Source organism: Ohtaekwangia koreensis (assembly GCF_900167975.1).
Classification (GTDB): Bacteria; Bacteroidota; Bacteroidia; order Cytophagales; family Cyclobacteriaceae; genus Ohtaekwangia; species Ohtaekwangia koreensis.
In genome coordinates, this window is the sequence record NZ_FUZU01000002.1 from 96615 (window position 1) to 116476 (window position 19862).

The following is a 19862-nucleotide window of genomic DNA, read 5'->3' on the forward strand; positions in this document are numbered from 1 at the left end:
ATCAATATTTATAATTCTAAAAATTTATATACTAATCGAATGGAGATTCCTTCAGTTACGCGTCTGCTGTTAGGGATTCCATCTCTGTTCCCCCAGGCTTGTACATTTCCGACTCCGGGTACATAGTAAACAGGGAAATCTTTTTCGTCAGGATTGGTTACGATGTAATTAATCCTGACTTGGAAATTTACAGAAATTCTATCGGATATCGGAAGCCAGTAATTGGGCTGCAGTTCTACGATGAAAAGTTTGTTACGTTGAGTTCGTACTTCAACGAGATCGCCATAGTTATCGCCTTCAAATGTAATCGTTCCTTTCTCCGTGAAGTCAGAGTAAATAAGGCAGGCCTGCAAATTGAATTCATTAAACTTTTTCCTGCTTTTCAACAGGAACTTTCCTACACCTAAACGGTAATAGCGTCCTGTGTTAGCATAAGCAACATTCGAGTATAGTTCGTCTTTCCGGATGTCGTTGAATCCAACAGCGAGATCAATGATTGTATGATCTTTGGTTTTATAGAGCAGAGAAGGTTCAAACACAAAGCCTCTGTTGAACGTAAGCGGAAATGTTCTGAGAACATCAACCCCGAAATATAGCCTCCGCGAATCATACGTTTGAGCATGTGTGACTGATACCAGTACAAACAAGATACATGAAAACGTCAATGACCTTTTATTCATTAATATTAACATAAAGTTCTTGTGAGTAATCGAGAGTAGAAGACACAGAGGCTTGTGTAAACGTTGTTGGCTTTACGATTTCGAAATCATCAAAGTAAATTCTGAAACCGCAGCGAGCAGATTGCATTTCAACGGTACGGCTATAGTGAATCGTAAGCGTGTCATTTCTGACATCCGATTCAAAGATGACAATAGTAGAGTCATCCTTGATTGACAAAGGCACTCTGTATTGATAATCAGCAGGCTGATTTACCGGTTTCTCTTTGCCATGCAAGCCGTATACAGATCTGTAGTATTTTTCTGTGGAGAAGTATATAAATAGCGTTGGCTCGCTATCCAATTCGCACTCATCCACACATCCTGAATATGTAAAAAGACATGAAATAAAAATCACACTGAGGAGTCCTCTTGTTAATTTATACTTCATGTCTTTATAGAATGGTATATCTGTTAGTTTAAATTATATTATACTCCCAGGATCAATCTTCCCGGATCTTCGAGTAACTCTTTCACACGTACGAGGAAGCTTACGGATTCTCTTCCATCCACGATACGGTGATCGTACGAAAGTGCCAGGTACATGATCGGACGAACAACAACTTCACCATTCTTCACTACCGGGCGCTCAACGATGTTGTGCATACCTAATATAGCCGACTGCGGAGGATTGATGATTGGTGTTGAAAGCATCGAGCCAAATACACCTCCATTAGTAATAGAGAATGTACCACCAGTCATTTCTTCTATGGAAAGTTTACCATCACGTCCGCGTGTTGCCAACCGGATCACTTCGCTTTCAATTTGATTGAATGAAAGTGACTCTGCATTGCGAATAACCGGAACAACTAAACCGCGAGGTGTTGATACTGCTATAGATATATCACAATAATCGTGATATATCACTTCATCTTTATCGATCGAAGCGTTTACGGCTGGGAAATCTTTCAATGCAGTACATACTGCTTTTGTAAAGAACGACATGAAGCCGAGCCCTACACCGTATTTTTCTTTAAACTGATCTTTATACCTTGAGCGAAGCTCCATTACCGGCTTCATATCTACTTCGTTGAAGGTTGTGAGCATCGCTGTCTCATTCTTCACAGCCACGAGACGTTTCGCTATAGTCTTACGCAGCGAAGTCATTTTCTCTCTGCGCTCACCACGACCGCCACCTGTAGCAATTACCGGAGGAGTTGATGATGTCTGTGGTTTCGATTCAGTTTTCGCTGGCGCTGATTGTGCCTTCTGAGCATCATCTTTTGTTATTCTTCCACCAACACCAGAACCTTGCACCTGGTTAGAAGCAATCCCTTTTTCATCCAGGATTTTTGCAGCAGCAGGAGAAGGATGTCCGGCAGCATAGCTTTTATCAGCATCATTCGCTGAAGCCGTTGCCGCTGGTGCAGTTTCCTGTTTCGCAGGAGCTGATGCACCTTCTGCTATTTCTATTTTACAGATAAGTCCGCCAATCGGAAGTGTTTCTTTTTCTTTTGCTACGATGCGTAATATACCAGACGCTTCGGCGGGTAGCTCGAACGTTGCTTTATCAGATTCAACTTCTGCAATCACCTCATCAAGGTTAACGAAGTCGCCATCTTTTTTCAACCAAGTTGAAATTGTTACTTCGGTGATGGATTCACCTACAGCAGGAACTTTCATTTCCTTTACTCCACCCGTTGCTTTCGGTGCCGCTGGCGGAGCCGATGCAGCAGGTGCAGGTGTTGCTGCAGGCGCAGGAGTAGCAGCAGGTTTTGCAGCTGGAGCTGATACTTGTCCATTGGAGTCAATCTCTGCGATTACATCTCCGATAGGCACGGTATCACCTTGTTGTTTTACGATTTTTAGAACACCAGCACTTTGAGCAGTAAGCTCGAAAGTTGCTTTATCTGATTCAAGCTCTGCGATTACTTCATCGAGTTGAACCGTGTCTCCATCTTTCTTTAACCAGTTTGCAATAGTCACTTCCGAAATTGATTCGCCTACTGCGGGTACTTTTATCTGTAATGCCATTCGATTTTTAATGTTTTAGATTATAGGATTGATGATTTCAGATTTACATTTTTCAGATTGAGTAACAACCCTCATCTCAAAATCTCAACTCACTCTATCTGTTTATACTTCAAAAGCTTTATTCACAAGTTTCTCCTGCTCTACTTTATGAACCTTCAGGTATCCGGTTGCCGGTGAAGCACTGGCTTTACGTGATACGAACTCAAGATTATATTTCGGCATCATGCGGGCAATGTATGATTGCGCGCCCATGTTCGCCGGCTCTTCCTGCGCCCACACAAGTTTAGCATCTTTATACTTCTTGAGCACGGCTTTCAGTTGTTTTTCCGGGAACGGGTGAAGTTGCTCTAACCGAACTATAGCAGTGTCTTTCGTCTTTCTCTTTTGTTGTACCTCTACAAGGTCATAATAAATTTTACCACTGCAGAGTATAACACGATTAACATCTTTCGCTGATACATTCGAATCGTCAAGTACCTCCGAGAAGGATCCGCTTGTAAAATCTTTGATCGGAGATATCACAGCAGGATGACGTAACAATGATTTAGGTGAGAACACAATACAAGGCTTACGGAACTGCCATGCAACTTGTCTTCTCAACAAATGGAAGAAGTTAGCAGGCGTTGTAGGATTGGAGATTACCATATTATACTCCGCTGCTAATTGTAAGAATCTTTCAGGGCGACAGCTTGAGTGCTCAGGGCCTTGTCCTTCATAACCGTGTGGCAATAACATCACCAGGCCGTTCATACGCTGCCATTTCGATTCAGCACTTGAAAGGAACTGATCTATAATTACCTGCGCACCATTTACGAAATCACCAAATTGGGCTTCCCACAAAACCAACGCACTTGGCGATGACATCGCGTAGCCATACTCAAAACCAAGCACACCAAACTCTGATAATAAAGAGTTATATATATGGAACTTAGCCTGGCTCTTATCAAGATTATCTAGTCCGCAATAAGGTTCATTTGTATTTGCATCAAAAAAGTATGCATGGCGATGTGAGAATGTACCACGCTTCACATCCTGACCAGACATACGCACCGGAGTTTTCTCAAGCAGCATAGATCCGTATGCTAACAATTCTGCTTCAGCCCATCCCAATACTTTCTCTTCAAAGAAAGCGGTTGTCCTGTCCTTCAGTAATTTCTCAATTTGTTTCAGCGGCTTGAAACCTTCCGGTATAGTAGTAAGTGCTTTTCCTACTTTTTCAATAACGCTTTCTTTAATACCGGTGTCCGGTGACTTGTCAAAGTCTTCGGGTTTCGCCCAGTTCATTTGCTCCCACTCTTCTTCTATTTTTTGTGGTTTATAGGGAAGCGGCTTTTGTTTTACTTCGTTTAGTCTGTCCTGAAGTTGATTACGGAAGTTTTTATCCATCTCATCTGCCAGGGCTGCATCTACATCTGCACGTTCAATCAGTTTCTTAACGTAAATCTCACGTGGATTCTGATGCTTCGCGATAATGTTATACAGTTTCGGTTGCGTGAATTTTGGTTCATCGCTTTCATTGTGTCCGTGTCTTCTATAGCAAAGCAGGTCAATGAATATATCTTTTCCGAATTTAATGCGATACTCAACGGCCAGTTTAGAGGCGAAGTTTACAGCTTCCGCATCATCACCATTTACGTGCAATACCGGAGCATCCACAATCTTCGCTATATCTGTGCAATATATACTGGTACGTGCATCATCATAATCCGTAGTGAAACCAACCTGGTTGTTGATCACAAAGTGAATCGTTCCGCCGGTAGTATAACCAGGCAATCCAGACATTTGTACCACTTCGTATACTATACCTTGTCCGGCAACGGCAGCGTCTCCGTGAATCAGAATCGCCATCCCTTTTGACAATTCTCCTTTATACTCATCATCGATCTGACCACGGGTATATCCGAGTACCAACGGGTCAACCGCTTCAAGATGCGAAGGGTTTGGAGTAAGCTTTACATATACCTTCTTACCCGATGGTGTATTTATATGACTTGAATATCCTAAGTGATATTTCACATCACCATCTCCCATCGTAAGGTTTTCAGGGCTCACGTTTCCTTCGAACTCGGTGAAGATCTGCTCGTATGTTTTGCCAAGTATATTTGCCAGTACATTCAAGCGGCCACGATGCGCCATACCAATCACAACTTCTTTCACATCAAGCTCGGCGGCAACATTTATAATCGTGTTCAATGCCGGGATTGTGTTCTCTCCACCTTCGAGTGAGAAGCGTTTTTGTCCAAGGAATTTTGTGTGAAGAAAATTCTCAAATACCACAGCTTCATTAAGCTTGTTCAGAATTCTTTTCTTTTCTTCCTGAGCAGGATTATAAGTGTAGTATTCTTTTTCAATCTTCTGATATAGCCATGCACGAATATCATCGTTACGAATGAAGTTATGTTCAAAGCCGATCGGCCCTAAATAAACTGAATTCAGTTTTTCAATAATCTTGCGCAGTGTAGAGCGTTGCATTCCGATCTCTGCTGCTACATCAAATTCTATATCCAGATCGGCATCGGTCAGGCCGACACTTTTGTGATCGAGGTTCACATTGTGATTTCTTCTTTCACGAACCGGATTTGTTTTCGATTTCAAATGCCCGAAGGAGCGATATTGAAAAATAAGATTACGCACCTGCGTTTCTTTTATCGAAAGAGAATCCGTTACAGCAGGTGCTGTTGCCGAAGAACCATTTCCCTTATCGCCATAGCGCACTTGTGAAAAGTCGTAACCTTCAAAAAACTTTTGCCAGGTTGGGTCTACGGACGCTGGATCATTTTTATAATTTTGATAGAGCTGGTCGAGATAACCAACGTCTGCATTGGAGATGTATGAATATTTGTCCATGATTTTATAGAAAGTGAACAAATGTAGAGAAGCCGCTTATTATATAAAAACCGTTAAATCGCATAAACGATTATTTACCTTTGCATTCGTTAACATATAGGTAAAATAAAAAAGCACTTCACGGGAATGAAGTGCTTTTTAGTCCGCTCTGGATTAAAGCTATCAGGTGAGATGGGACTGTATCCTGTAAAGAATAAGCTTCGACTTAATGCATAGAAATGGGCTCTCTAGTTTCGCGCGGTTTATCGTCAAATTAAATGTTACGCCTTTTAATTGAGAGTCTTTATATCATACTTATGTGTAATAATAAATCAACGCGCCAAATTATCACATTTTACGAGACATAAATTCACATGAAAGCCGCGAGCGTGTATGTAATATTCACTCTAGTTTTACGCCATGGCATTGCATATTGGACGGGAAATTGAAATTAGATACAAAGAATCAGGTCTTAAGCTTTCAGAATTTGCTAAAAGGCTGAACACAAGTTCACGTAATGTTTATGATATCTTCGAACGAAGTGAGATTAAAACTGATCAGCTTGAAAGGATCAGTAAGATCTTAAATTTCAATTTCTTCTCCCTTTACCAGGCGTCAGGCGTTCAGGAAGCGCTTGTGCCGTATGTAACACGGAAAGAAAAAAATAATACAATATCTATCATGGTAGAGCTCGATGGCCAGGAAAGCACCCTTAATCAGTGGTTTCATAAATTGACACTCATTAATAAAGCCATGAATTAGTCCTTCTGACTATATTAAGAATGCGGCTGCGATTGCCAGGCCGAAAAATTCCCTTAACTTTGCGACCTTTAAAAATCGGACGAGTTCCACTATTTTAAAAACTAACAAGAAATGGTTAAAATCAGATTGGCCCGCAGAGGCCGCAAGAAACTGGCAATGTTCGATGTAGTCGTTGCTGACGCCAGAGCTCCACGTGATGGACGCTTCATTGAAAAAATCGGGACTTATAATCCCCTTACTAACCCTGCTACGATTGACTTGAAAGACGATCGTGCTTTTCATTGGGTTATGAATGGTGCACAACCTAGCGACACTGTTAAAGCCATGCTTTCTTACCGTGGTATCCTTATGAAAAAACACCTTCAAATCGGTGTTATCAAAGGTGCATTGACGCAAGAACAAGCAGATGCTAAACTGGAAGAATGGCTGAAAGGCAAAGACGCTAAGATCGAAGCTAAACGTGATAAATTATCACAAGCTAAACAAGCTGATCTTAAAGCTCGCAGAGAAGCTGAAACAAAAATTAAAGAAGCTCGCGCTGAAGCTATTCGTAAGAAAGCTGAAGTTGCTTCTGCTGTTGCATCAGCCCCGGCTGAAGCTGCTCCTGCTGAAGGTGAAGCTCCTGCTGCTGAAGAGCAAGCTTAGTCACTTTAGAAAATTGAAGAGTGTGCCGGTTCCGATCTCATCGGGACCGGCATATTTATTTTACGATTACACGAAATGAATATCGATTCCTGCTATAAAATCGGACTCGTTTTGAAACCACACGGACTGAAAGGAGAAGTAACGGTTTCCATCGATGCTGACTGTCCAAATGATTTTGCTACACTCGATGCTGTATTTCTTTCCAGCAATGAGCGACTCGTTCCTTACTTTATTCAACATGTATCCGTTCGAGGCTCCAAAGCATTTGTAAAGTTTGAAGATGTAGATTCTCCGGAAGGAGCCGAAGAAATTTCCAAGCAAGCCATTTATCTTCCGAAGACTGCGCGGCCAAAATCGACCCGCGGAGAGTTTTATGATGATGAAATTACAGGCTTCGAAGTTATTGATGAAACAGCAGGCACTTTAGGAAATGTTACCGAAGTGATGCAGGCCGGTGCTAACCGTTTACTGGTATTGATGCAAGGCGAAAAAGAAGTTCTGATACCGGTTAACAGTCCTTTTATACTGAGCATTAACAAATCAAAAAAACGAATTAGTGTAGATCTCCCGGAAGGATTTCTCGATATCTGATATTCTGAAGTATATACATATAACTCTAGCAATATGCACATCGATATCATTACCACATTGCCAAAACTTATAGAGAGTCCATTCTCTGACTCTATATTAAAGCGTGCGCAGGCAAAGGGCATTGTTACCGTGAATGTTATTGACCTTCGCCAATATGCTACGAATAAACATCGTACAACTGATGACTATGCCTTTGGTGGTGGTGCCGGTATGGTAATGATGATTGAACCCATCGATAACTGTATAGCCGATCTCAAAGCGAAGCGCGAGTATGACGATATTATATACATGAGTCCGGATGGGCAGCGTCTTACGCAATCTATAGCGAACGAACTGAGCCTGAAGAAAAATTTAATTCTGCTATGCGGTCACTACAAAGGCGTTGATGAACGCGTACGCGAACACCTGGTGACGCGTGAGATCAGCATTGGCGATTATGTTCTTTCCGGTGGTGAGCTGGCTGCAGCCGTTGTTGCAGACGCTGTAGTGCGATTAATTCCGGGAGTGTTATCAGATGAGACTTCTGCATTAAGTGATTCCTTTCAGGACGACCTGATTGCACCGCCAGTGTATACCCGTCCTGCTGAATACAAAGGATGGAAAGTCCCGGATGTTTTACTTTCGGGTCATGCAACAAAAATCGAAGAATGGAGGCATGAGCAATCTCTTGAACGAACAAAGCAGAGAAGACCTGAGCTACTCGACTGAGTATTTTTTCACAAATCGATTGAGCTTTTAAAAGTTTTTAAATCGGTAAATAACGCTGTCAAGGCATAAAAACCCGCAAAATTGTTCTCCTGAGAATTAATCGACTTAAATCTTTATGCTCCTCTCTGAATTTCTCAATTCTTTCCATACATTTGCAGTCCAATTTTCAAAACCATCGAGTTATGGCAGTAGACTTAATTAAACTAGTTGAGCAAGAATTTGCGAAAGTCCGTGAAACGCTTCCCAGCTTCAATCCTGGTGATACTATCAACGTTCACGTGAAAATAAAAGAAGGTAACAAAGAACGTGTACAGCAATTCCAGGGCACTGTAATTCAGCGCAGAGGAGCAGGTACAAACGGTGAAACCTTCACAGTGCGTAAAGTATCTAACGGTGTAGGTGTTGAGCGTATCTTCCCGATCGTGTCTCCTACTATCGATAAAATAGAAGTATTGAAGAGAGGTAAAGTTCGCAGAGCTAAACTTTACTACATGAAAGGCCGTCAAGGTAAGGCTGCCCGGATCAAAGAAAAACTTTAGGCGTTTATCGCTTCAAAAACATAGAGCCATTCTGAGTAATTCGGAATGGCTTTTTTTGTTTGTAGTTACATGTCAACTATACGGCACCAAGGTCCACACGGTGCATCCAAAGTATATACTCCATTTTCAAAATGAATGCATATAACACCATCGTGTTAAGGGTACAGACAAGAGAAAATACGGGCTAAAATTCAAAGTGTTTGTTGTGACCTATTCTCAATTCAAAATCTAATACGATTGCAAGCCGGTTAAAACAGCGAAATTCAAGTGGGTTAGCATACAATTAAATAATTAATAACTTTGTCCCCGCTCATTAAAAACCGTAACCAGACCAATAATTTAGAGATTATGGCAAAAAACATTGTAGAGCTCTTGGGCAAAGACGCAGATTACCTGCTGAAGCACCAGAGTAAAACTATTTCAAAAGATCGCCTTCACCTTCCGAATCCGAGTTTTGTTGACAACATCTTCGTTCAATCAAACCGTACACCGCAGGTTTTAAGAAGCCTTCAGCAATTATTCGGAACAGGCCGCCTGGCCAACACAGGGTTCCTGTCCATTCTTCCGATTGACCAAGGTATTGAACATAGCGCAGGTGCATCCTTTGCAAAGAATCCTGACTATTTTGATCCTGAAAATATCGTTAAGCTTGCCATCGAAGGCGGTTGCAACGCTGTGGCTACTACATATGGCGCTTTGGCCATGATGTCTAGAAAATATGCTCACCGTATTCCATTCATCGTAAAGATTAATCATAACGAATTGCTCACTTACCCGAACAAGGCTGACGAAATCATGTTCGGTTCTGTAGAGGAAGCATGGAACTTAGGTGCTGTTGCCGTTGGTGCAACTATATATTTCGGTTCTGACAATGCAACTCGCCAGATTCAGGAAGTTGCTGCTGCATTTGAAAAAGCGCATCAGCTTGGTATGGGTACTATCTTATGGTGCTATACACGTAACAACGCTTTCAAACAAGGTGGCATTGATTATCACGTATCGGCTGACTTAACAGGTCAGGCAAACCACTTGGGAGTAACAATCCAGGCGGACATCATCAAGCAAAAACTTGCTGAGAACAATGGTGGCTTCAAGGCATTGAACACTGGTGGAAGCAGCTATGGAAAACTGGATGAAAAAATATATTCAGAATTGACTTCTGAACACCCTATCGATCTTTGCCGTTACCAGGTAGCGAACTGCTATATGGGCCGCGCAGGTCTGATCAACTCCGGTGGAGAATCTAAAGGTACAAGCGACCTGGCAGATGCAGTACGCACAGCCGTTATCAATAAACGTGCTGGTGGTATGGGCTTGATCTCCGGAAGAAAAGCATTCCAACGTCCGTTGAAAGAAGGTATAGAAGTTCTGAATGTAATTCAGGATGTATACCTCGACAAGTCGATTGACGTAGCATAATTGATTTCCCAAACAAGCCGATGTATCTTTCCGATACATCGGCTTTATTTTTTACTAAAATTTTTAACACATGGCATGGTTCAAACGCAGTGATAAAGGTATAGTAACACCCACGGAGTCGAAACGTGAGGTGCCCGATGGACTTTGGTTTAAATCACCGGCTGGCAAGATTATTCACACGCGTGAATTGAAGAGCAATGCTTACGTGGTGCCTGAAGAAGATTATCATGTGCGTATTGGCTCTGAAGAATATTTTGAAGTGTTGTTCGATGAGAACAAGTTTACAGAGCTTGACGCTGATATGGAATCAGCGGATCCCCTGAAGTTCAAAGACACAAAAGCATATCCAAAGCGGATTAAAGAATCGCAGGAGAAGTCACAGCTTAAAGATGCTGTGCGTACTGCCTATGGAAAAATAAACGGACTTGATATTACCATCGCCTGCATGGATTTCACTTTCATCGGAGGCTCTATGGGTTCCGTTGTGGGTGAAAAAATTGCCCGTGCAATGGACCACAGTCTGAAAAACAAAATACCTTTCCTCATGATCTCCCGCTCGGGTGGTGCACGTATGATGGAGGCAGGATTATCGTTGATGCAGATGGCCAAGACTTCGGCCAAGATTGCATTGCTCGACAAAGCTAAAGTGCCCTATATCTCTTTGCTGACAGACCCTACAACGGGTGGTGTAACAGCATCGTATGCTATGTTGGGTGATTTCAATATTGCTGAACCAGGATCACTAATCGGTTTTGCCGGGCCACGCGTTATTCGCGAGACTATTGGTAAAGATTTACCGAAAGGATTTCAGAGTGCTGAGTTTGTACTGGAGCACGGCTTCCTCGATTTTATCATCGACCGCAGAAACCTGAAGAGCAGAATTGCTACGCTTCTGAAGATGCTTCAGAACTAAAACGCGAATCTTTCATAGAGTATATATTAAATCGTCTGGCAACAGACGATTTTTTTTGCCCCTATATATTCTTCAGGTCGTTCCCGCAGATTTTCGCAGACTAGCGCAGAGAAATACTATTGGTTTCTAATCTTGGGTATATCCGAGAAAATCCGTTGAGGTAATATTTGTGGGTCCCGTAGCATACGGTATTGCTTTTTTCAAGTTAACGGGTGAACTTAACGTATGCTGAAAAACTACCTGCGAATCGCCATACGAAGCCTCATCAAACAGAAGGTTTACACAATCATTAATGTATTGGGACTCTCCATCGGAGTTGCCAGTTGTATTCTGATTGTAATGTTCGTTACGAATGAATTTTCATACGATACATTTCATACCGATGCTGATCGCATTCACAAAGTAGTACTCGAACGGAAATACCCGAATCATCTTACCAACTATGCTATCATTCCACATTCTTATGCCGATGTAATGGTTCGCGACTTCCCCGAGATTGCCAGCACTATAAAAATGGGTGGCCCCATCAATCAGGTAATCGTGAATTATAAAGATGAACATGATGATGTAAAGCAATTTGAAGAAGACTTCATTATGGCTGCTGATTCAAACTTCTTTACGTTCTTCAGTATAAAAATTTTAAAAGGCGATCCACAGAAAGCGCTTGTTAACAAGAATGATATTGTAGTAACCGAAGAAACAGCACAGCGGTATTTTGGCAATGCAGATCCGCTTGGCAAAACGCTTCGGATGTTCAACCAGGATTTCCACGTAAGTGCTGTATCTGAAAATGTTCCTGCCAATTCACATTTCAAATTTGATTTTCTTGCCAAGTGGGACGATGAGTTTTTTGGTGGTGGTGTCCAGAATAATTTCACAACGTTTACAGCACATGTATATATAGCCTTAAAGCCAGGAGCTGATGCACAGGCATTGGAAAAGAAATTCCCAAAGATGGTGGATACATATGCTGCTGCACAGATCGAGCGTGACCTTGGCAAATCATGGGAAGACTATAAAAAAGAAGGCAATGGGTATCGCTACTTTCTACAACCGCTAACCTCTATACATCTTGATCCGCGTAATATAGAAGCAAAGATGCAGGCAGGCGGAAATATACACTATGTATACTTTCTGATTTCCGTAGCAGCGCTTATCCTCGTTATTGCCTGTATAAATTTTATGAACCTGGCAACAGCACGCTCAGCAGAACGCGCTCGTGAAGTAGGCGTACGCAAAACGATGGGGTCTTTGAAGAGTCAGTTGGTTTTTCAATTCCTGACAGAATCAATTGTATTGAGTTTGTTTGCAACCATACTGGCATTGGTTATCGCGCTCCTCGTACTTCCATCCTTCAACAATTTAGTCAATAAAGAGCTCGTACTGAACTTGACTGGTTTTCTTCCGCTTGCTTTAGTGGCTATAGCGATCGTGGTTGGTTTTTTAGCTGGAAGCTATCCTGCTTTTGCACTATCATCTTTCAACCCTGTTATTGTGATGAAAGGAAACTTTACCAGTAATGCAAAGGGTACATGGCTTCGTAACGGCTTGGTTATATTTCAATTTTTTATATCTATAGTATTGATTGTCGGCACTATAGTAGTAGGCCAGCAGATGGAGTATATGCAGAATAAATCGCTCGGCTACGACAAAGAACAGATCCTTATCATTGAGCGTGTGTTTGCACTGAATGACAAAGCAGAAACATTCGTTGAAGAAGTGAAGCGCATGGCGAATGTAGAGAAGGCCGCAGGGTCATTCGCATTGCTCGGCCGTCAAGGCGATTTCTTTGGCGCTCAATTCACCCCGGAAGGTTCATCCGAGATACTCACTACGAAAACTATGGGTATAGATGATTACTTTGCCGAGACGATCGGATTTGAGTTTGCTGAAGGACATGGTTTCTCGAAAGAAACAAACGACTCATTGTCTATCATCTTGAATGAAACGGCCGTGAAGACGCTGGATATACAAAACCCTATAGGAAAAAAATTAGCGCAGGTTCAACGCAGGCAAGATGGCAACGTTACAATACAGTATACAATCATTGGCGTGATCAAGGATTTTAATTTCCAATCACTTCGCGACCCCGTTACTCCACTCGCTATTCAAAATGCAGAAAGCTTTGGTGGTGGTGCAGCCTATGTATATGCGCGTGTAAAAGGCAAGAATGCAACGGCCGCCCTGGGCGCCATGGAAGCAACCTGGAAAACACTGGCACCGGATCAACCTTTTAAATATCAATTCTTGGATCAGAACCTGAACGCTCAATATGAATCCGAAAAAAGAGCAGGTAAAGTATTCGGTATATTTTCAGGACTGGCTATAGTTATAGCTTGTGTTGGTCTTTTTGGACTTGCAGCTTATACTGCCAATCTTCGCACAAAAGAAATCGGTATACGCAAAGTATTGGGTGCTTCCATAGGAAGTGTAATTATTCTTCTATCAAAAGACTTTACAAAGCTTATCGCTATTGCTTTCATACTAGCAACTCCTTTAGCATGGTATATAATGGATAACTGGCTACAGAACTTTGCGTATCGCATCGAGTTAGGCGTTGGTGTATTTCTGATTGCCGGTGGTATAGCATTGTTGATCTCGTGGATCACTGTGAGTTACCAATCCATCAAAGCAGCAATTGTCAATCCGGTGAAATCGCTAAAGAGTGAATGATCACGCAAGTGTAATAGTATCTACTACTTCCAATGCAGCGCGCTCCGCTGATTGAATGGCCCCACTGATCGTACCTGCCTCACCCACTATATCTGTAGCCTCACCTGCGAAAAATAATTTTTCGCTTACGGCTGCCGAAAGAGTAATACGATCTGCGTTGCTGCCACCGGGTTTAACATACGATACACCACCCTGGATATAGGGAACCTTCGACCAATCCATGATGGTATATAGTATAGTATCCTGAGCGTCTCTGCGGATGTTAGCGGTAGCTTGTCCGTTGTAAACAGCATCGAGTTCCGACAATATAACCGGCACCATATCTTTACCCAATGCAGAGAGCTCCTCTGCTTTTGGTCCCTGTATGGTTATGTCGAGTGTTTTTTGCAGAGGATCACGACCTATACCTGCATTAAAATATTCCGGTGCCTGTGTACCACCATATATATATGCACTGTTCATTCCCCAGAAATTCTTTTTGAATTCAAGGCGAAGGCGAATGCTGCCATCCATATCAAGACGGGATAGTGCTGTGGATTTATCGGATGGAAGTGCAGGTGTAAATGAAATCGCTGCCGATTTTAAGATTGAAACCGGAACGGCTATGATCAAACGATCAACTTCTGCTGTGAAAGCTTCAGCACCATTCTTCTCGCCTCCTATCGTAATTTTATCACCGGAATAATTAATAGTCTTTACAACGCTATTCATTTCTACATAGGGCAATACATTGCTATAGCGTGAAAGTAAAACATCTTCCATTGGATTAGCTTTCAGAATGAGCTGCTGTGAATTTCGTATCCGCAAGCTTATTCCCTCTGCAAGCGTTTTTATACCCAGTAATGTATTCGAAGTACCTGCTGTATTACCTATCCATGAATTGAGGATTGAAAACATACGCGCATTTATACCGGCACTTGCAATGGCCTGTTGCACCGAACCCGTAGAGGCATTCGAAGAAAGGTTCGTAACGAAATTTTTTGCTGCTATAAAATCAGCATCACCTGCTAATTCGGCTGCTGATTTTATAGTACCATCTACTATAAATATATCACTCCCCTGTGTATAGAATTCTATTACCGGAACATTCAGCTGACTAACTATTTTTCCCCATGCAGAATCAGAACCCCAAATAAACTGTGCGCCTAACTCCGCAGGAAACTCACTGATTGATTCGTTAGCCGGATCAAAAAGTAATGCATCATCCGGTTGAGTAATACGTTGTATAGTTCGCACCCTTCCACCAATTCGATCGGATGCTTCGAATACCCGAACCGGTATTCCTTTACTCCTCAAAACATCAGCGGCATGCAACCCTGCAGCGCCAGCGCCCACTATACCGATTACGCCATTGTAGGTGTTGCTCGGAGCGGGATCATCATCCTTGCATGAACTTAACCATGCCGGAAGTACCAGTCCAGCCGAAACTCCAAGTCCGATTTGCTGTAATGCTTTTCTTCTGTTCACCGGGAAATGTTATTTGTATTGGTAAAAAATTTCCGGGAAATATAAACGATTTTCGCATTATGAATGCTTTCGATCTGCCAGCCATCAAGAAAGTGGCGATAATCGGCCCGGAGTGCACGGGGAAATCCGATCTCTCTAAGTTTCTCGCCGAACATTACAACACCGTATGGAACCCTGAGTATGCGCGTGGCTATATAGATCATCTCGTGAGACCATACGAAGAATATGATCTTTTAACAATTGCACATGGCCAGCTTCGTCTCGAAGATGAATGGACGCGTGATGCAAATCGCGTTTTGATCTGCGATACAAACCTATACGTCATTAAAGTGTGGAGCGAATTTAAATACGGTAGTTGCCACAAGGAAATTCTACACCATATTGCTACACGAAAATACGATTTATACCTCCTTACTTATGTAGATTTACCCTGGCAGGAAGATCCGCAGCGTGAGCATCCGAATCAACGTGAAGAGCTCTATAATATTTATTTAAAGGAAATGAAAAATCAATCTGTGCCTTTTATTGAAATACGTGGCGACCGTGAACAGCGAAAACAACTTGCTGTAAACGCGATTGATACTATTTTAGCAACGGTATGAGCATTACTTCTCCCTATGCAGCTTTAAAGATCAGAGACTATCGATATTTTATTTCTGCTCGCTTTTGTATTACGCTCGCCATCCAGATACAAGCTGTTGTGGTGTCGTGGCAGGTATATGAAATAACTAAGGATCCATTATCCCTCGGACTTATTGGCCTGGCTGAAGCTATACCCTCCATTGGTGTATCTCTTTATGCAGGACACGTTGCAGATGTGGTACAACGCAAAAAAATCATCTTGCTATGTGTGGGCACACTGCTACTTTGTTCGCTATGCCTTCTTTTCTTTACACTGGAGCCGGGGCAATTTTTTATCAGCTATGGCGTGATTCCTATCTATACTATAATTTTCATCAGTGGTATAGCACGTGGATTTATCACACCCGCATTGTTTGCCTTCATGCCGCAGCTTGTGCCGCGCGAATTATATAGCAATGCCATTACATGGAACAGCACATTGTGGGAAACCGCTTCACTATCGGGACCGCCATTGGGTGGACTACTGTATGGATTCTTTGGGATCTCGGTTGCGTACACAACGGATGTGCTACTGGTACTTTCCGGGTTGTTGCTGGCGTTTGCCGTCTCCAACAAACCATTGCCCCCTTCAACATCAGACGAAGGAATGGTTGAGAAGATTAAAGAGGGTCTACGTTTTGTATATAATAACAAGATCGTATTAAGTGCAATCTCGCTTGATCTTTTCGCTGTACTCTTCGGTGGCGCAGTAGCACTGCTTCCTATTTTTGCTGATACTATATTACACGTAGGCAAAGTAGGACTCGGCTTTCTTCGCGCTGCACCTGGCGTGGGTGCATTGCTGATGGCGCTATATCTTGTACATCATCCAATCAAGAAAAATGCAGGGAAGTTATTATTCTATTGTGTAGGTGGCTTCGGTGTTTGTATGATTCTCTTCGGGCTCTCCACGAGTTTCTGGATTTCAATGTTTTTACTAATGATGAGTGGAGTATTCGATTGTGTGAGTGTAATTATACGCAGCACGCTATTGCAAACTTTAACACCTGAAAACATGAAGGGAAGAGTTTCCGCTGTGAATCATATCTTTATCGGCTCCTCCAATGAAATCGGCATGTTCGAATCTGGTGTCACGGCACGCTTGTTTGGTGTTGTGCGTTCGGTAATTATAGGGGGCTGTCTGACGCTGACTGTAGTAGGTGTTACCAGTTGGTTCTCAAAGTCCTTGCGCAGGTTACAACGTGTTGAATAAACCAAGTATATATGCCACAAATTTCAATCAATACTCCGGCACTTCTTTTTCCAGCCATTACGTTGTTGATGCTCGCCTATACCAATCGCTTTCTCGCCTTGGCAACATTGATTCGGAATCTCCATGCGAAATACAAAACCATTCATGAAGATCATGAAATCATTAAAGCACAAATCAGAAATCTGAGACTTCGGCTTATGCTCGTAAAGCACATGCAAGGTGCGGGCATCACCAGCTTTTTCTTTTGTGTGCTCAGCATGCTGTTCTTCTATCTGCAATATGAAGTGTGGGCGATTGCTATATTTGGAATGAGCCTGGTGTTCCTTCTCCTTTCACTTGCCCTTTCGCTGAATGAGATTTATATCAGCACCAAGGCACTGGAGATTGAATTGAAAGATATGGGTGAAGAGTAACGACAATACTATATAGCATCAGCATATATATTCCATAAAAAAGCCCGGCCATCACGTAGCCGGGCGAACCATTTAATCTAAATCAAATCGATCGTTTCGATTTGTGCTTTTTGGATGTGGTTGCCACACGATCCTGATAATCTTTCAAAAGCTGATTAAGCTTTCGCTGATACTTATGCTTGCGGACATCTATATGTATATTATCTAGCTTTATTTCATGCACAAGCAGATTAGCCTGATCATAAAAGCGCACAATAGAGTAACTCTTATCTTGTGCATTGGTTTCCACTACCCAATAGTGTGATTTTTCCGGCTGGCCAAACGCGTATACTGACACAAAGAGTATCGCGGTTAAGAGTGTTAAGATTCGTTTCATAAAGGGTCTTTTTTGTATGATGAACGGAATGAAAGTATATTATTTTCACAGACCCCACCGATGTATCCGGTTTGAAGACAAGCACAATAACATGCTCGATAAAAATGTTTCGTCTACGATTCTGTCACTTTCGTCTATAAACGGGTGTGTCGCTAAACTTTCATCGCCTGATCGAGTATGAGCATGTATATGGATAGTTTTTTCTCAAAGCTTGTACTCTCCAATGAAACGCACTACAGGTTAGGCAGGCACATACTGTTCTGGATGGTATGGTGGGTATTCCTGGGATTTATATATGGATTCTACTATTCAGAAGGAAAAACATACGAGATGTTTTCCATCTCCTATATAGAGTCATTGGTTTTCATGCCACAGCATATTTTTCTGAGCTATGCCATTATATACTACATCCTTCCCTCCTATATTTTCAAGGAAAAATACTGGATTGGCTTCCTGCTGGTACTGCTTTTAATTTTGATGACGGCTGCGCTATCACCGCTTATCAATTTCAATGTTATTCGCCCGCTGCGAGAGTCGTTGCATTATTCAGTAAAGAAGGTCACATTTTTTTATTCCTTCATGGGTGGTTTACGCGGATCGATGACCGTGGCGGGATTTGCTGTAGCCGTTAAATTGGTAAAGCATTGGTATCAGAATAAAATTGAAAATGAGCAATTGGAGAAAGAGCGACTGAGGGCAGAACTTGAAGTTTTGAAAGGACAGATTCATCCGCATTTCATGTTCAATACGCTTAACAGTATATATTCCATGGCGCTTAAGAAATCAGATGCCACACCCGAAGCTATACTGAAACTATCGCAATTGATGCGATATATACTTACTGAATGTACAAAGGTTACGGTTGCTCTCAACAAAGAAGTAGAAATTCTTCTGCATTATATTGAATTGGAGAAAAGCAGGTTTGGTGAACGTCTCGATATATCTGTAAACATCAAAGGTGATCTCGATTCAAACACGATAGCACCGCTTCTTCTGCTTCCCTTTGTCGAAAACAGTTTTAAGCATGGTGCCAATGAAATGATTGAACAAGCCTGGATCAGTCTGGATCTGCAGGTAAATGAAAGTACATTAAAATTCAAGCTTATCAATGGCAGATCGATTGACAACAACAATCCAAACTCGATTCATGTTGGATTACAAAACGCGAAAAAACGACTGCAATTATTATATCCTAATGCGTATGATCTACGTATTACAGAGGATGCGGAGACCTTTGTTGTGTCTCTGGTGATTTCACTCGACTCTATCAAATTGATTGAAGCATGACCCCGAAACTTCGCTGCCTGCTGGTGGATGATGAACCTCCGGCTCTCGACATTCTGCGAACCTATATAGATGCTACACCCATGCTTGAAATTGCAGGAGAGTGTCACCACGCCATGGCAGCATTTGAATTTATTCAGAAGAGCCAGGTCGATCTTATTTTTCTGGATATCAATATGCCGAAGCTTTCCGGAACGGATTTTCTCAGAGCTTTACCATCACCTCCGAAAGTAATCTTTACCACAGCGCATCGCGATTATGCGGTGGATGGATTTGAACTTGGTGCTGTCGATTATTTACTCAAGCCCTATTCACTCGATCGTTTTTTACGCGCTGTTCATCGTGCTATAAATCCGGAGCAAAAACAATCCACAGCTATAAAAGAAACATTAACTACCGAGAACGATCGCTTCCTATATGTACGTGCAGACCGTAAGATGGTAAAGATTATGGTAGATGAAATCCGCTACATTGAGAGCCTGAAAGATTACGTGCGCATTCTTTTACCCGACAGACAAGTAATCACCAAGCAAACTATAACGGCTATAGAAGAAATGTTACCTGAGCAGGACTTCATGCGAATCCATCGTTCATTTATAGTCTCTGTTAACAAGATCGACTCTTATAATCTAAATGCTGTCTTCATCGGCAAGACGGAACTTCCTGTCGGCCCGCTATATAAACATGAAATAGCAAAGAGATTAGGCACACATCATTAGCCC

The 19862-nt window shown here is 42.1% G+C and carries 19 protein-coding genes; 13 read left to right on the plus strand and 6 right to left on the minus strand.

The features are described from left to right. Positions 1-8: 8 nt before the first annotated feature. The 4 genes from B5Y40_RS13170 to B5Y40_RS13185 form a co-directional block, all read right to left on the minus strand. A complete protein-coding gene (locus tag B5Y40_RS13170; RefSeq protein WP_079687267.1) occupies positions 9-680 on the minus strand; it encodes a hypothetical protein in 672 nt (223 codons plus the stop codon). After that, positions 673-1107, minus strand: a complete 435-nt coding sequence (locus B5Y40_RS13175) for a DUF6452 family protein (protein ID WP_079687268.1) — start codon at positions 1105-1107, stop codon at positions 673-675. The genes B5Y40_RS13170 and B5Y40_RS13175 overlap by 8 nt, the downstream gene beginning before the upstream one ends. Before the next feature lie 38 nt (positions 1108-1145). Continuing rightward, positions 1146-2690 (minus strand): 2-oxoglutarate dehydrogenase complex dihydrolipoyllysine-residue succinyltransferase, encoded by a 1545-nt coding sequence (gene odhB / locus B5Y40_RS13180; RefSeq protein WP_079687269.1) that lies wholly within the window; start codon positions 2688-2690, stop codon positions 1146-1148. Positions 2691-2792: 102 nt separating this feature from the next. After that, positions 2793-5537: a 2-oxoglutarate dehydrogenase E1 component gene (locus tag B5Y40_RS13185; protein WP_079687270.1), complete on the minus strand. Its 2745-nt coding sequence runs from the start codon at positions 5535-5537 to the stop codon at positions 2793-2795. Between the two features lie 399 nt (positions 5538-5936). Here B5Y40_RS13185 and B5Y40_RS29775 point away from each other — a divergent pair, with 399 nt between their 5' ends. The 8 genes from B5Y40_RS29775 to B5Y40_RS13225 all read left to right on the plus strand — a co-directional run bounded on the left by B5Y40_RS29775 (position 5937) and on the right by B5Y40_RS13225 (position 13766). Next, positions 5937-6278, plus strand: a complete 342-nt coding sequence (locus B5Y40_RS29775) for a helix-turn-helix transcriptional regulator (protein ID WP_185145729.1) — start codon at positions 5937-5939, stop codon at positions 6276-6278. A 111-nt stretch (positions 6279-6389) separates the two neighbouring features. After that, a complete protein-coding gene (locus tag B5Y40_RS13195; protein ID WP_079687271.1) occupies positions 6390-6923 on the plus strand; it encodes a 30S ribosomal protein S16 in 534 nt (177 codons plus the stop codon). 75 nt (positions 6924-6998) lie between these two features. Continuing rightward, on the plus strand, positions 6999-7514 hold the full coding sequence (gene rimM, locus B5Y40_RS13200) for a ribosome maturation factor RimM (RefSeq protein WP_079687272.1): 516 nt from the start codon (positions 6999-7001) through the stop codon (positions 7512-7514). Between the two features lie 33 nt (positions 7515-7547). Next, positions 7548-8222, plus strand: a complete 675-nt coding sequence (trmD, locus tag B5Y40_RS13205; protein WP_079687273.1) for a tRNA (guanosine(37)-N1)-methyltransferase TrmD — start codon at positions 7548-7550, stop codon at positions 8220-8222. A 182-nt stretch (positions 8223-8404) separates the two neighbouring features. After that, on the plus strand, positions 8405-8761 hold the full coding sequence (gene rplS / locus B5Y40_RS13210; RefSeq protein WP_079687274.1) for a 50S ribosomal protein L19: 357 nt from the start codon (positions 8405-8407) through the stop codon (positions 8759-8761). 348 nt (positions 8762-9109) lie between these two features. Continuing rightward, positions 9110-10180: a class I fructose-bisphosphate aldolase gene (locus tag B5Y40_RS13215; protein ID WP_079687275.1), complete on the plus strand. Its 1071-nt coding sequence runs from the start codon at positions 9110-9112 to the stop codon at positions 10178-10180. Between the two features lie 70 nt (positions 10181-10250). Further along, on the plus strand, positions 10251-11093 hold the full coding sequence (gene accD, locus B5Y40_RS13220; protein WP_079687276.1) for an acetyl-CoA carboxylase, carboxyltransferase subunit beta: 843 nt from the start codon (positions 10251-10253) through the stop codon (positions 11091-11093). A 225-nt stretch (positions 11094-11318) separates the two neighbouring features. Then, positions 11319-13766 carry an ABC transporter permease gene (locus B5Y40_RS13225; protein WP_079687277.1) on the plus strand — a complete coding sequence of 816 codons (2448 nt, stop codon included), beginning with the start codon at positions 11319-11321 and terminating at the stop codon, positions 13764-13766. On the opposite strand, the gene B5Y40_RS13230 is transcribed toward B5Y40_RS13225, so the two are convergent. After that, the gene (locus B5Y40_RS13230; protein ID WP_079687278.1) at positions 13767-15233 is read right to left on the minus strand and encodes a flavin monoamine oxidase family protein; all 1467 of its coding nucleotides are present in this window, start codon (positions 15231-15233) and stop codon (positions 13767-13769) included. 59 nt (positions 15234-15292) lie between these two features. Here B5Y40_RS13230 and B5Y40_RS13235 point away from each other — a divergent pair, with 59 nt between their 5' ends. From B5Y40_RS13235 to B5Y40_RS13245, 3 genes are read left to right on the plus strand one after another with little or no spacing between them, the layout of a single operon-like run. Then, positions 15293-15835: an AAA family ATPase gene (locus B5Y40_RS13235; protein ID WP_221408949.1), complete on the plus strand. Its 543-nt coding sequence runs from the start codon at positions 15293-15295 to the stop codon at positions 15833-15835. Continuing rightward, the gene (locus B5Y40_RS13240) at positions 15832-17067 is read left to right on the plus strand and encodes an MFS transporter (protein ID WP_079687279.1); all 1236 of its coding nucleotides are present in this window, start codon (positions 15832-15834) and stop codon (positions 17065-17067) included. Before B5Y40_RS13235 ends, B5Y40_RS13240 begins: the two co-directional genes overlap by 4 nt. A gap of 11 nt (positions 17068-17078) precedes the next feature. Next, entirely contained in the window at positions 17079-17480 is a 402-nt protein-coding gene (locus B5Y40_RS13245; protein WP_079687280.1) for a DUF2721 domain-containing protein, read from the plus strand. Positions 17481-17562: 82 nt separating this feature from the next. Here the strand turns inward: B5Y40_RS13245 and B5Y40_RS13250 are convergent, their stop codons facing one another. Further along, positions 17563-17856, minus strand: coding sequence for a hypothetical protein (locus tag B5Y40_RS13250; protein ID WP_079687281.1), 294 nt, complete (start codon positions 17854-17856; stop codon positions 17563-17565). Between the two features lie 189 nt (positions 17857-18045). On the opposite strand from B5Y40_RS13250, the gene B5Y40_RS13255 reads away from it, so the two are divergent. Together B5Y40_RS13255 and B5Y40_RS13260 are read left to right on the plus strand one after the other, a co-directional pair. Beyond that, entirely contained in the window at positions 18046-19143 is a 1098-nt protein-coding gene (locus B5Y40_RS13255) for a sensor histidine kinase (RefSeq protein ID WP_159453699.1), read from the plus strand. Next, positions 19140-19859 (plus strand): LytR/AlgR family response regulator transcription factor, encoded by a 720-nt coding sequence (locus B5Y40_RS13260; RefSeq protein ID WP_079687283.1) that lies wholly within the window; start codon positions 19140-19142, stop codon positions 19857-19859. Before B5Y40_RS13255 ends, B5Y40_RS13260 begins: the two co-directional genes overlap by 4 nt. Positions 19860-19862 lie beyond the last annotated feature (3 nt).

Coding starts and splice junctions, on each gene's coding strand:
- B5Y40_RS13170 (WP_079687267.1), bottom strand. CDS start 680: ATGAATAAAAGGTCATTGACGTTTTCATGTATCTTGTTTGTACTGGTA.
- B5Y40_RS13175 (WP_079687268.1), bottom strand. CDS start 1,107: ATGAAGTATAAATTAACAAGAGGACTCCTCAGTGTGATTTTTATTTCA.
- odhB (WP_079687269.1), bottom strand. CDS start 2,690: ATGGCATTACAGATAAAAGTACCCGCAGTAGGCGAATCAATTTCGGAA.
- B5Y40_RS13185 (WP_079687270.1), bottom strand. CDS start 5,537: ATGGACAAATATTCATACATCTCCAATGCAGACGTTGGTTATCTCGAC.
- B5Y40_RS29775 (WP_185145729.1), top strand. CDS start 5,937: ATGGCATTGCATATTGGACGGGAAATTGAAATTAGATACAAAGAATCA.
- B5Y40_RS13195 (WP_079687271.1), top strand. CDS start 6,390: ATGGTTAAAATCAGATTGGCCCGCAGAGGCCGCAAGAAACTGGCAATG.
- rimM (WP_079687272.1), top strand. CDS start 6,999: ATGAATATCGATTCCTGCTATAAAATCGGACTCGTTTTGAAACCACAC.
- trmD (WP_079687273.1), top strand. CDS start 7,548: ATGCACATCGATATCATTACCACATTGCCAAAACTTATAGAGAGTCCA.
- rplS (WP_079687274.1), top strand. CDS start 8,405: ATGGCAGTAGACTTAATTAAACTAGTTGAGCAAGAATTTGCGAAAGTC.
- B5Y40_RS13215 (WP_079687275.1), top strand. CDS start 9,110: ATGGCAAAAAACATTGTAGAGCTCTTGGGCAAAGACGCAGATTACCTG.
- accD (WP_079687276.1), top strand. CDS start 10,251: ATGGCATGGTTCAAACGCAGTGATAAAGGTATAGTAACACCCACGGAG.
- B5Y40_RS13225 (WP_079687277.1), top strand. CDS start 11,319: ATGCTGAAAAACTACCTGCGAATCGCCATACGAAGCCTCATCAAACAG.
- B5Y40_RS13235 (WP_221408949.1), top strand. CDS start 15,293: ATGAATGCTTTCGATCTGCCAGCCATCAAGAAAGTGGCGATAATCGGC.
- B5Y40_RS13240 (WP_079687279.1), top strand. CDS start 15,832: ATGAGCATTACTTCTCCCTATGCAGCTTTAAAGATCAGAGACTATCGA.
- B5Y40_RS13245 (WP_079687280.1), top strand. CDS start 17,079: ATGCCACAAATTTCAATCAATACTCCGGCACTTCTTTTTCCAGCCATT.
- B5Y40_RS13250 (WP_079687281.1), bottom strand. CDS start 17,856: ATGAAACGAATCTTAACACTCTTAACCGCGATACTCTTTGTGTCAGTA.
- B5Y40_RS13255 (WP_159453699.1), top strand. CDS start 18,046: ATGGATAGTTTTTTCTCAAAGCTTGTACTCTCCAATGAAACGCACTAC.
- B5Y40_RS13260 (WP_079687283.1), top strand. CDS start 19,140: ATGACCCCGAAACTTCGCTGCCTGCTGGTGGATGATGAACCTCCGGCT.